Origin of the sequence: Devosia sp., assembly GCF_017307565.1 — a bacterium.
Classification (GTDB): domain Bacteria; phylum Pseudomonadota; class Alphaproteobacteria; order Rhizobiales; family Devosiaceae; genus Devosia.
Map to the genome: position 1 here is coordinate 1 of NZ_JAFKHD010000436.1, position 11,826 is coordinate 11,826.

Annotated in this window: 13 protein-coding genes; 8 read left to right on the plus strand and 5 right to left on the minus strand. The window is 63.7% G+C overall.

The features are described 5' to 3' along the window. Positions 1–315 precede the first annotated feature (315 nt). The 3 genes from J0I64_RS18960 to J0I64_RS18970 all read left to right on the plus strand — a co-directional run bounded on the left by J0I64_RS18960 (position 316) and on the right by J0I64_RS18970 (position 3,147). Complete coding sequence (locus tag J0I64_RS18960) at positions 316–921, plus strand: thiamine phosphate synthase (RefSeq protein ID WP_291411164.1); 606 nt, start codon at positions 316–318, stop codon at positions 919–921. Continuing rightward, complete coding sequence (locus J0I64_RS18965; RefSeq protein ID WP_291411166.1) at positions 918–2,216, plus strand: tetratricopeptide repeat protein; 1,299 nt, start codon at positions 918–920, stop codon at positions 2,214–2,216. The genes J0I64_RS18960 and J0I64_RS18965 overlap by 4 nt, the downstream gene beginning before the upstream one ends. A 136-nt stretch (positions 2,217–2,352) precedes the next feature. Continuing rightward, positions 2,353–3,147: an inositol monophosphatase family protein gene (locus J0I64_RS18970; protein ID WP_291411168.1), complete on the plus strand. Its 795-nt coding sequence runs from the start codon at positions 2,353–2,355 to the stop codon at positions 3,145–3,147. Here the strand turns inward: J0I64_RS18970 and J0I64_RS18975 are convergent. After that, entirely contained in the window at positions 3,122–3,862 is a 741-nt protein-coding gene (locus tag J0I64_RS18975) for a DUF1868 domain-containing protein (RefSeq protein WP_291411170.1), read from the minus strand. The two genes, J0I64_RS18970 and J0I64_RS18975, sit on opposite strands and share 26 nt — an antisense overlap. A gap of 162 nt (positions 3,863–4,024) precedes the next feature. On the opposite strand from J0I64_RS18975, the gene J0I64_RS18980 reads away from it, so the two are divergent. Beyond that, positions 4,025–5,014, plus strand: coding sequence for a flagellar motor protein MotA (locus J0I64_RS18980; RefSeq protein WP_291411172.1), 990 nt, complete (start codon positions 4,025–4,027; stop codon positions 5,012–5,014). 3 nt (positions 5,015–5,017) lie between these two features. Further along, positions 5,018–6,043, plus strand: a complete 1,026-nt coding sequence (locus J0I64_RS18985; protein WP_291411174.1) for a peptidoglycan -binding protein — start codon at positions 5,018–5,020, stop codon at positions 6,041–6,043. A gap of 85 nt (positions 6,044–6,128) precedes the next feature. On the opposite strand, the gene J0I64_RS18990 is transcribed toward J0I64_RS18985, so the two are convergent. Beyond that, the gene (locus J0I64_RS18990; RefSeq protein ID WP_291411176.1) at positions 6,129–7,943 is read right to left on the minus strand and encodes an ABC transporter transmembrane domain-containing protein; all 1,815 of its coding nucleotides are present in this window, start codon (positions 7,941–7,943) and stop codon (positions 6,129–6,131) included. A gap of 212 nt (positions 7,944–8,155) precedes the next feature. Between J0I64_RS18990 and rpmE the strand changes: the two genes are divergently transcribed. Beyond that, the gene (gene rpmE / locus J0I64_RS18995) at positions 8,156–8,377 is read left to right on the plus strand and encodes a 50S ribosomal protein L31 (protein ID WP_291411179.1); all 222 of its coding nucleotides are present in this window, start codon (positions 8,156–8,158) and stop codon (positions 8,375–8,377) included. A 163-nt stretch (positions 8,378–8,540) separates the two neighbouring features. Here rpmE and J0I64_RS19000 read toward each other — a convergent pair whose 3' ends face one another. The 3 genes from J0I64_RS19000 to J0I64_RS19010 form a co-directional block, all read right to left on the minus strand. Beyond that, the gene (locus tag J0I64_RS19000; protein WP_291411181.1) at positions 8,541–9,065 is read right to left on the minus strand and encodes a DUF1465 family protein; all 525 of its coding nucleotides are present in this window, start codon (positions 9,063–9,065) and stop codon (positions 8,541–8,543) included. A gap of 377 nt (positions 9,066–9,442) precedes the next feature. Beyond that, positions 9,443–9,664, minus strand: a complete 222-nt coding sequence (locus tag J0I64_RS19005) for a hypothetical protein (RefSeq protein ID WP_291411183.1) — start codon at positions 9,662–9,664, stop codon at positions 9,443–9,445. 159 nt (positions 9,665–9,823) lie between these two features. Then, positions 9,824–10,015, minus strand: a complete 192-nt coding sequence (locus tag J0I64_RS19010; protein WP_366933764.1) for a DUF1192 domain-containing protein — start codon at positions 10,013–10,015, stop codon at positions 9,824–9,826. An 80-nt stretch (positions 10,016–10,095) separates the two neighbouring features. Between J0I64_RS19010 and J0I64_RS19015 the strand changes: the two genes are divergently transcribed. Together J0I64_RS19015 and J0I64_RS19020 are read left to right on the plus strand one after the other, a co-directional pair. Further along, on the plus strand, positions 10,096–11,133 hold the full coding sequence (locus tag J0I64_RS19015; RefSeq protein WP_291411185.1) for an NAD(P)H-quinone oxidoreductase: 1,038 nt from the start codon (positions 10,096–10,098) through the stop codon (positions 11,131–11,133). 134 nt (positions 11,134–11,267) lie between these two features. Further along, a partial coding sequence (locus tag J0I64_RS19020; protein ID WP_291411187.1) for a cell cycle transcriptional regulator TrcR occupies positions 11,268–11,826 on the plus strand: 559 nt, incomplete at its 3' end.

The following is an 11,826-nucleotide window of genomic DNA, read 5'->3' on the forward strand; positions in this document are numbered from 1 at the left end:
CGCGAAAACTTCCCCGCCGCGCAGTCCGCCTTCACCCACCGCGCTCACATGAATTCGCTCGCGGCCCTGGGCGAATGGACCACCGAAACCGACCGCGCCGCTTGATCCCTCCCCTGACGTATTAACCCGCAAATGGCGCGTCCCTTTCATAGGGGCGCGCCATTTGCTTGCTTTTTTACCAATCTGCTTGCCCCGAAGAGGAATGGGCGGGCAGTCGCCCGCATTGCCACCCTTCCCGCCTTGCCCTATTGGAGGCCCGTCCCTTTCTTGCCAAAATGGCGGATTAGGCAGACGCAGCGTCACCCCGGGAAATCCATGGCTCCTCAGCTCTATCTCATCACCCCAGCCGATCCGGATCGCGCGCAGTTTCCGCGCCAGCTGATGAGCGTGCTGACTGGCCCGGAAGTGGCAGCCCTGCTGGTGCGCCGCGGCGAACTCGATGACGCGGCCTATGCCGACCTTGCCGAACGGCTGGTGCAGATCGGCCAGGCGGCCGGGGCAGCGGTGCTGGTGGAAAATGACGCGGCCCTCGCCCGCTCAATCGGTGCCGATGGCGTCCACATTTCAACCGGCGGCGCCAAGGCCATTCGCGAAGCCGCGGCTCTCCTCAAGCCCGATGGCATTGTCGGGGCCGGCAATGTGCGCTCGCGCCATGATGCCATGAGCTTTGGCGAACTCGACGTCGACTATGTCATGTTCGGCCCCCTTGGCGGCACTCCCGATCCGCAGGCCGCCGAGCTGGCACAGTGGTGGGCCGAGACCTTTGAAGTGCCTGCCGTCCATTCCAACCCCGCGGCGGTCGCCGGCGTAAACGACGAAACCGGGGCAGAATTCCTCGCGCTCTCCGACTGCGTCTGGGCAACCACTGACGCCGCTGCCTCCCTCGCGGCATTCGCCGCCGCAGCCAAGGCCGAGGCATGAGCTGGCGCGCGCGCCTCCTGGCGCTGACCCTTATCGCCCTGCCCGTCTCCGCGCTCGCCCAGAGCCCGGCGGAGCCTGCGCCAACCCAGCCTGCTGCGGAAACCCCGCAGGACGCCCAGGGTCCCGAAACTCCGGCAATCACGCCGGAAACCCCGGCCCCTGACGCCGCAGCGCCTGCCGCCTCGGCCTCCACCGATGCAGACAGCTCGCACCAGGCCGAAGACATTTCCAACGCCATCTTTGGCGCACAGGTGCCGCCGGACTATGCCTTTGGTGCCTTCCAGCGCGGCTATTTCCTCACTGCGCTCGAACTGGCCCTGCCACGCGCCGAAAAAGGCGACGCCGCTGCGCAGACCCTGATCGCCGAAATCTATTCAAAGGGCCTGGGCGTCGCCCAGAACGCCGAGCGCGCCGCCGGCTGGTATCAGCTTGCCGCCAAGAACGGCGACACGCTCGCTACCTTCGAACTCGGCTCGCTCTATCAGGATGGCGTCGGCGTCCCGCAGGACCGCAAGCGCGCCGCCGAACTCTTCCGCGAAGCCGCCGACAAGGGCTATGCACCGGCCAAGTACAATCTGGCGCTGCTGCATGTCGAAGGCATCTACGCCGATCCGAGCCTTGCAACCGCCGCAACGCTGATGAAGGAAGCCGCCGGTGCCGAGCTTCCCGAGGCGCAGTATGACTATGGCTCGATGCTGATCGAAGGCGCAGGCGTTGCCCCCGACGCCGCCGAAGGCGCGCGCTATATCGGCCTTGCCGCCGAACAGAACCTCACCGCTGCCCAGATCGATTATGCGACCCTGCTCTATCTCGGCCAGGGCCTACCCAAGAATATAGAGGCCGCCGCCAGCTGGTATCAGCGCGCTGCCGAGGGCGGCAATCCGGTGGCCCAGAACCGCCTCGCCAAGCTCATGGCCGTGGGCGAAGGCACCGCGCTCGATCTCGAAACCGCCGCCATGTGGCGCGCCCTTGCCCGCCGGCAGGGCCTCAGCGACCCGACGCTCGATCGTTTGCTCGTCTCCATTCCATCGAGCGCCCTGGCCCGCGCCGAAGAGCGCGCCCGCTTCTGGCCCTCGGTGCCCCTGAGCATGGATGCCGTGGCGAGCGCCCCGGCGACGCCAAAAGTCTATGGCCCGCCCCTGCCTGCGCCCACCGACATGCAGAATGCCCCGAGCCGTGTGGTTCTCCCGAGCGGCGTGACCAATGCCGCGCCCGCCGCCACGCCGGCTGAACCGGCGGCCACCGAGGCTCAACCGACCGAACCCGCAGCCACCGAACCGGCGCAAGACCCTTGAACGGAGCCCCGTTCTGAGGCAATAAGCCCGCCAAACTTTCAATTGAAGCGGCAGGGCCTTGCCCTCACCAGCGCCGCGCCGGGATCGAACCTTCCCGGCGGCGTTCGATCAACCGCTTGAGCCAAGCGAGTACACAATGGCGCGTTCCGCCCTTCTCACCGTCATGGTCAACGCCGCCATCAAGGCCGGTAAGTCCCTGTCGCGCGATTTCAACGAAGTCGAAAACCTGCAGGTTTCCCGCAAGGGCCCGGCCGATTTCGTCTCCAAGGCCGACCTGCGCGCCGAACAGATCGTCTATGACGAGCTGCGCAAGGCGCGCCCGACCTATGCTTTCCTGATGGAAGAAGGCGGCGAAGTCGCCGGCACCGACGGCCAGCACACCTGGATCATCGACCCGCTCGACGGCACCACCAATTTCCTGCACTCGATCCCGCTCTTTGCCGTAGCCATCGCGCTGCAGCGCGGCGACGATATCGTCGCCTCCGTCATCTACAACCCGGTGATGGACGAACTCTACACCGCCGAAAAGGGTGGCGGCGCCTGGCTGGCCGACCGCAAGCGCCTGCGCGTTGCCGAACGCCGGCACCTGTCCGATGCCGTTGTTGCCACCGGCATCAAGACCCAGGGCACGTCCAATGACGGCCTGCAGCTGCGCCAGCTCGCCCATATCAATCCCGCGGTTGCCGGCATCCGCCGCTCCGGCTCGATCGCCGTCGATATGGCCTGGCTCGCCGCCGGCCGCTTCGACGCCCTCTGGGAAGCCGGCCTCAAGCCCTGGGACGTGGCTCCGGGCCTGCTCATGGTCAAGGAAGCGGGTGGTCTCGTTACCGACTATGCCGGCCAGCCCGGTTCGGTCTGGAACGGCCAGATCATCGCCGGCAACGAAACCCTCCACGGCACCCTGTTCAAGCAGCTTCGCTCGGTTCAGTAGTCGTCTTCTCGAGCACCAGCAGCTCGTCGAAGAAGTTCATATCCTCAAAGGCACAGAAGGCCGGCGCGCGCAATTCGAGCACGGGCGCGCGGGCCTTGATGTCCTCGGTGACCTCGTCGAGCATCATCGCCCAGGCCGCCAGCCGCTCATCCGCGATCCAGTTTATCGGATAGGCGAAGGTGATGTGGAACTGGTAGCGCTCGTGGTCCGGGTGCCGATAACCGAAAAGATCGGCAAAGCGGTTCCGCCACTCGGCCAGCGCCTTGCGATCCGCATCCGAAGCCCCCTCGACGATAAGCCCGGTGGGCACCGCCTGCACCAGCTCAACCGCAAAGTCCGGCCCAATTGCAAACCCCTCGAGGCGCTGCAGCAGCACTTCGGTGACATCGGCAACTGGCGTGTCGAGTGGCAAGCCTTCCGGCCAATAGGTCGGTGCCCGGCGACGCCCAAGCACACCCTGGAACACCGTCATATGAAGGCTTTCCGGTGCAGTGAAGGCCAGACTCTGCGCATCGGACATGCCGAGATAGCGCCGCCGCGCATCGAGAAGCACCGCTTCGGTCGCCGAACCGGTCACGAGATGTGACACCACCGTATTGCCCGGATCGGACAGAAACGTGCCGTTCGCATCGTAGCGCGTACCCAGATGCACCGGTGCATCGGCATTCCGGCCTAGGCCAAAGTGAAGGGCGAGCTTTTCAGGGTCAATGGCCAAGGCAGGTCTCCGGAGCAAGAATTGCACCGGCTTAGCGAGCCAAGACGAACCCGGCATGACAGCGCGCTAACTGAAACGTTAACCTTTTCCATTGTCACGCCAAACTACCGCCTCTACTCTTTGACGAGTTGATTTGGTGCGCGAGGGTAAAGGTCAGACACGATGTCGCAAGGTTATGATCCCTATCATCTCGCCAGTCCCACTGTTTACCTCGTCAAGATCGTCATTTTCCTCGTGCTGGTGGCGCTGGTCGCGGCGATCCTGTTCACCAATATCGTGACCTTTTTCTGGGCCAACCCGTTCATCAACTCGATGATCTTCCTGGCCCTCTTCGTCGGCATTTTCCTCAGCTTCCGGCAGATTTTCCGCCTGTTCCCGGAAGTAAAGTGGGTCAATTCCCTCCAGGATGGCAGCTCGACCCAGGTGCGCCCGCCGGTACTCCTGGCTCCCGTCGCCGGCCTCCTCCGCGAGCGGATCGGGGAAGCGATCATCACGCCGTCCTCCATGCGCTCCATTCTCGATTCGGTGGGCAACCGTCTCGATGAAGCCAAGGACACCTCGCGCTACCTCACCGGCCTTCTCGTCTTCCTCGGCCTCATGGGTACTTTCTACGGCCTTCTTGAAACCGTAGGTTCGGTGGCCGGCGTCATCAATGCACTCGATGTCACCTCCGCTGACTCCGCCGCGCTCTTCACCAATCTCAAGGAAGGCCTCGCCGCGCCCCTTTCGGGCATGGGCACCGCCTTTTCGTCCTCGCTCTTTGGTCTCGCCGGCTCGCTGATCCTCGGGTTCCTCGACCTGCAGACGAGCCAGGCCCAAAACGCCTTCTATACTGATCTCGAAGACTGGATGACCTCCATGACCGAGCTCGACCACCCGGTCAGCGCCATGCAGGCCAATGCCGGCGGCCCCGACATGCAGGCCATGATCGACAGCATCGGCGCCACCATGCAGAGCCAGAATTCCTCGCAAAACGCCATCCGCGCCATGGCCGAACTCGCCCGCGGCATCGATGGCCTCGTCAAGCACATCCGCACCGAACAGGAAGACCTGCGCGCCTATATCACCGAGCAGAGCGAGACCAATAAGCGGCTGCGCGACCTCATCGAGGCCATGCTCAACGAAGCCGACAATTCCGGGCGCCGGGACTAGGCCATGCCATCGAGCCGCTCTCGCCGCAGAGTTGAGGCCAATTACTGGCCGGGTTTCGTGGACGCCCTGTCGAGCCTCCTGCTCGTCATCATCTTCCTCCTCAGCCTCTTCATGCTGACCCAGTTTTTCCTCGGCCAGGAAATCCAGGGCCGCGACACCGCCCTCTCCCGCCTCAACAGCCAGATCGCCGAACTGACCGAGCTGCTGCAGCTCGAACGCGCCAATTCCGACGACCTGACCTCGCAACTGGCAACACTGACCGCAACGCTCGCCACCTCCGAAGCGCAGAACCAGAGCCTAAACAGCCAGCTCAGCGGCATCGGTGCGGGGATCGGGGATCGCGACAGCACCATTGCCGGCTTGCAGGAAGACCTGCTCAGCGCCGAAAGGCTCTCGGACGAAGCCAATGCCCAGGTGGCCCTGCTCAACCAGCAGCTCGCCGCCCTCCGCACCCAGATCGCGGCGCTGGAATCGGCCCTGGAAGCCTCGGAAACCCGCGACTCTGAATCGCGCACCCAGATTGCCGATCTCGGCCGGCGCCTGAACCTGGCGCTCGCCCAGCGCGTGCAGGACCTGTCGCGCTATCGCTCCGACTTCTTCGGCCGCCTGCGCCAGATTCTCGAAGGCCGCGCCGATGTGCGCGTCGTCGGCGACCGCTTCGTCTTCCAGTCCGAAGTGCTGTTCGCGCCCGGCCAGGCCGACCTGACCCAGGCTGCATCACCGCAACTCGACGCGCTCGCTGACGCCATCCTGCAGCTCGAACAGGAAATTCCGCCCGATATCAATTGGGTGCTGCGCATCGACGGCCACACCGACAGCCGCCCGATTTCCAATGCCCGCTTCCCCTCCAACTGGGAACTGTCAGCGGCCCGCGCCATCTCGGTCGCGCAATATCTCGTCAGCAAGGGCGTGCCCCCGGCCCGCCTGGTCGCCGCTGGCTTTGGCGAATACGCCCCGCTCGACCCGGGCAATACCGAAGAAGCGTTCCGGCGCAATCGCCGCATCGAGTTCAAGCTGACCGAAGGGTGAGAAGCCCCTCACCCGCCGCCTACGCCGTCCACCTCGGCCTTTGGGGGAAGGTCGGCCAAAGGCCGGGTGAGGAGGCCTTCCGGCCCTACTGCCAGCCGTCCCCACGGAACTGCAACTTCGCCAGTTCCGCATAGCGCCCGCCCTTGGCGACGAGTTCCTGGTGTGTGCCGTGATCGATAATCCGACCGGCCTCCATCACGAGGATCTTGTTGGCGTCGCGAATGGTAGCGAGACGATGGGCAATAACCAGCGTCGTCCGTCCCTGCATCAGATGTTCGAGCGCCATCTGCACCAGCCGCTCGCTCTGCGCGTCGAGCGCCGAGGTTGCCTCGTCGAGCAGCAGGATCGGCGCATTCTTCAAAATGGCGCGCGCAATGGCGAGGCGCTGCTTCTGCCCGCCGGATAGCATCACGCCGCGTTCGCCCACGATCGTCTCATAGCCGCTGGGCAGGTCGACGACGAAATCATGCACCAGTGCCGCCTTGGCCGCCGCTTCCACTTCCGCATCACTCGCGTCGGGCTTGCCGAAGCGCACGTTCTCCGCGATCGTGCCGGCAAAGATCGTCGGCTCCTGCTCGACATAGGCAAAGCGCTGCCGCAGATCGAAAAGCTTCACATCGCGAATATCGACGCCATCCACGCGGATGGTGCCATCGGCAACGTCATAAAAGCGCTGCAGCAGCGAGAGGGTCGTCGGCTTGCCCGAGCCCGAAGGCCCGACAAGCGCCACCGTCTCACCCTTGGCGACGGCAAAACTCACGTCATCGAGCACACGGCGGGGCTGGGTCGAATCATAGCGGAACGCGACATTTTCAAAGCTTACCGTCCCGAGCGAGGGTACCGGCAAGGCCACGGGATTCTGGGGATCCTCGATCGTCGCCTTGGTGGCCAAAATTTCCATAAGGCGTTCGGTGCAGCCGGCAACGGTCTGCAACATGCCCATGACTTCGGAGACATTGGTCAGAGCACCCGAGGCCATCAGCGCATAGATCATGAACTGCGCCAACTGCCCGGCTGTGACCGAACCTTCGAACACGGCGCTCGCACCCCACCAGACGAGACCAACAAGCGCCGCCGTACCGAGGAAGATCACCAGAGCGACGAGGATCGCGCGGGCGCCGAGCCGGCGCACTTCGGCGCGATAGCTCTCTTCGCTCCGGCTATCGTAAATCCCGGTCTGCACGGTTTCCTGCGTGAACGCCTTTACGGTCCGCGTCGCGCCGAGCATTTCGGTCGCCATGGCCGAGAGTTCGGCCAGGGCGTCCTGAGTTTTGCTCGACATGCCGCGCAGGCGCCGCGAATAGGCAACGACAGGGATCAGGATCAGCGGCGCGGCGATCACCACGGCCAGCGTCAGGATCGGGCTCGTCAGGATCATCATTATCAGCGCGCCGATAATGGTGACCACCGAGCGAAGGGCCAGCGAGAGGCTAGAGCCCACGGCGCTGCGAATGATGGCGACGTCATTATTGAGCCGGCTCGTCAGCTCGCCGACGCGCGTCGTATCGAAATAGCGCGCATCGAGCCGCAGGAGATGGCTGAATGCCGCCTGACGCAGATCGGCGAGAACGCGCTCGCCAATAACGGAGATGAAATAGAAGCGCGCGCCGCTCGCCACCGCCATCACCGCCGCAATGGCGATGATCAGCAGGCCATATTGGCTCACCTTGTCGAGGTTCTGGGCCACAAACCCCTGGTCGACCACACCGCCGAGCATGGCGGGAATGGCGAGCGAGGTAATAGTTGAAATGAGCAGGAATAGGACAGTAAGGGTCAACCGCACCGGATAGGCGAGCACGAACGGCAGCAGCTGTCGCAGGGGCGAGAAGCGCCGCTGCAGCTTGGCCACTGAGTTCAGATTGTCGGTGGCGTGTTCCGCCGGGGCGGCTTGATCAGTCATATTGGGGGCCGCATTCCGGTTGCGCGAAGCCGCCTGTCGACGGCTGGGTTGGATATAGGCTCCCCACTTGCAGTGGGCAACAGGCCGAAAACGGGTAAAATTGCCGCTCCCCTGCCCTTGCCTATTGAGGCTTCCTTATGTAAGAAGCCCGCCAACAACAAGTTTCCTGCTCTCCGGGCGCCGCGGCGCCCGTTTGATTTGAGGCGAATGCGATGAAGGCCGATATCCATCCCGACTACCACACCATCAACGTCGTTATGACCGACGGCACGACCTACCAGACCCGTTCAACCTACGGCAAGGAAGGCGACACGCTGCAGCTGGACATCGACCCCAAGACCCATCCCGCCTGGACCGGCGGCACGGGCCAGCTGATGGACCGCGGCGGTCGCGTCAGCCGCTTCAAGGAACGTTTCAAGGGCCTCGGCCTCTAAGAAACGGTTCTGGCAACAGAATTCGAAAAAGCCCGGCTTCGTGCCGGGTTTTTTTTGTTTTCAGCGCCCGTGTCAGCGCGACGTACAAGGCGAGCGCAGCGACAGCGACAAGCCGCCTGCGCTCTGGAGCGAAGACGCGCCCGTGCAAAAATGACGTTGATGCCTATTCCGTCTTGCGGAAAGCCGCGTGCAGCCGTGAAAACTGGTCGGCAATACCGTTGACCTGCCCTGAGGCAGCTTCAGGCATCTTGCCGCGCTCGAGCAGGTCAAGCTGGGTAACCCGGTCGAAAAGCCGATCGCCCTGATCGATGAAATCGCGCAGCTTGACCGGCAGGTGATCATAGCCCGGCCCGCCCCGCTCGGAGGGCGTTGCCGAAAACTGCACCTTTTCCTTTTCAGTGCGCGCATTCTCGCGCGAAATCTCGCCTTCGTTGACGGCTCGCTGCAAGAGCAGCCAGGAGGCGATCTGCATCAGTCGGGTCGTCAGGCGCATGGATTCGGTAGCGTAGAGGAAGGAGGCCTCCCGCGGCAGCAGGCGGCTATCCTCGCGACCTTCCTGATCGAGATAGGCGGCAACGGCCTCGATCAGGCCCATGCCCTCGCGATAAAGCTGGTCAAAGCCACCCGATGCCGCAATACGCGGCCCAAGCGCCACAGCCGAACTGCCGGTTTCGCCACTATCCGCCACAGATCCAATCCAGTTTTCAACGCATCGCGAGGATGCGGACCAAAGGGTCACGGCGAGCAATAGAATCCCGCCTCTCGTTTCCCAGCCATGCTAGGCGGAAATCACGCCAGCGTCATCCCGCGAGCCAAACTAGCCTCAACAAGTCGTATAATCGGTGGAAAGTGGGGAACAAAACCGCCGCGCGCACGCCAACGATACCCCCATAAAAGAAAAGAGCCGTGAACCACGGCTCTCGAAGTTAACAGGGAGGCGTCAAACAGAGGGAGAACCGCTCTGAAAAATCCAGAAAAATCTGAATAACCACACCTTAACCCCAAGGTCTTAATTGTGCGTTAACAGGAGTCGATTTCTTAACCCTCAGACAAATCACCCCGCGCTCAGCGCTGGCAGAACGGGGGCTGCCAATAGCGCGCCACCTGCACCTGCCACATGAACGTCTGCACCGGCTCGGTCTGCCAGGCCTCGTCCATCGGATCGGCCGGAGACGGCGCGTTGAGCGGACTGCCGTCCTCGACGCCGGCTAGGCGCAGCGCAAAAACCAGCGACAGGATGCCCGATGCCGCAAGAACCAGGAGCAGCGCCAGAATATTCCACGACATGGCCGAACCTCTTTCGTCTTATGAAAGTGTTAACCCAGTCGCCGCGCCGCCCGTAGCTTTAGTCTTCCTTAACCTTAATCCGCCGCAGTTTATGCAGTTTTGTTTCGACCATCGCCTGCCGCCACACCGGCCGGGGGCCGATGCGCGGCAGTCGAAAGATCAGAACTTGAACGCAGCATCCGCGGCCTTGCGCGTATCGCCGCGCGCCCCGATTGCCGCCTTGAGACGCTCGATTTCGCCTTCGAGGAGGGCGATTCTCTGTTCGAGTTCGGACACCGAAAGCGTGTCCAGAACCATGCCCACTTCATGCGCCACCGGTCTTTTGCGGCGCTGTTCTTCGTCGTCCATCATGTCAGCCTCCGAAAAGTTTGCCCCGTAAGATTATCGCGCCGGTCTTGCCGGGCAAGCCCGCTTTGCGTCAGCATGGCGCCATGATCGAACCTATGCCTTTCCCCCCCACCATGTCCGCCGTCCATATCGCGGCGCCGGGCGGCCCCGATGCGCTCCGCCTTACCCAGCTCCCCCTGCCCGAGGTCGGGCCCGGCGAGGTGCTGATCCGCGTCGCAGCGGCGGGCGTCAATGGCCCGGACCTGGCGCAGCGGCGCGGCCAATACGATCCGCCTCCCGGCGCCTCGCCCCTTCCCGGCCTTGAAGTGTCCGGCACGGTCGTCGCCCGCGCCGCCGGCGCGCTGCGCCATTCCATCGGCGCAAGGGTAATGGCTCTCACCAATGGCGGCGGCTACTCTGAATATGTCGCCGTGCCCGAAGGCCAGGTCCTGCCCATGCCCTATGGCTGGACTTTCGCCGAGGCCGCGAGCCTGCCCGAAACCTGGTTCACGATCACCCAGACGCTCGTGATGCGCGCCGGGCTGGCCGTCGGCATGACGGTTCTCGTCCACGGCGCCTCCGGCGGCATCGGCGGCGCAGCCATCCAGATCGCCACGCTCCTCGGTGCCAAGGCCATAGCCGTTACCTCGAGCCCCGAAAAAGCTGCCTACGCCAGGACGCTCGGCGCCATCGCCACCATCGATCGCACCGAAGACATCGCTGCACGCGTCATGGCCCTGACCGATGGCCACGGCGCCGATCGCATCGTCGACGTCATCGGCGGCGATATGGCCGCGGTCAACGTCGCCGCCGCTGCGCCGGGCGGCCACATTGTCCTCATCTCGACCCTCGCCGGCGGCACGGCGCCGGTGCCCCTGCGCCTGATCATGGCCAAGGGCCTGACCCTTTCCGGCTCGACCCTGCGGCCACAACCGCGCGAGACCAAGGCCGCCATCGCCGAGCGCATCGCCTTCTCGCTCCTGCTCCATCTGTCCCTGCCAGGCCGGACCAAGCCGAGGATCACGACCTTCGCGCTTCAAGATGCCAGCAAAGCCCATGAGCAAATGGAAGCCCGAAACCATATCGGCAAGCTGGTTCTTTTGACCGACTTCGGCCAGACCCAAGAAAAATTGCTGCAATAGATGGTTATGGCCTGACTTCAGCGTTGCGGAAATCTCGGTAAAACTCTATATTGTTGGCAGTTCCCCCTCAGCATTGGCTTTTGAGGCGGAGCGGTCCGGAGGAAATCCGGCCGCGCCAGCAGGAGAAGTTTAACATGTCCCAGCCCCTACTTATGCCCAAGGCAACCGCTGTTTGGCTCGTGGACAATACAGCCTTGTCCTTCGACCAGATCGCTGCCTTTTGCACGCTGCATCCGCTTGAAGTGCAGGGCATTGCCGATGGCGATGTCGCATCGGGCATCATGGGCGTGAACCCGATCCAGAACGGTCAGCTGACCAAGGAAGAGATCGAGCGGGGCGAGGCTGATCCCAACTATCGCCTGAAGCTCTCCGATCCCAAGGTCCGCGTTGCCGCCGTCAAGAGCAAGGGTCCGCGCTACACCCCGATCTCGCGCCGCAACGAGCGCCCCAATGCCATCAAGTGGCTGGTGCGCAACCATCCCGAGCTCAAGGACGCGCAGATCATGCGCCTCGTGGGCACCACCAAGTCGACCATCGAATCCGTGCGTGAAAACACTCACTGGAACGCGGCCAACCTGACCGCCATGGACCCGGTGACCCTGGGCCTGTGCAGCCAGATCGAGCTCGACCTCGAAGACAAGCGCGCCTCCAAGGACGCCGGCATTCCCAACGAACTGGCCGAACGCACGACCC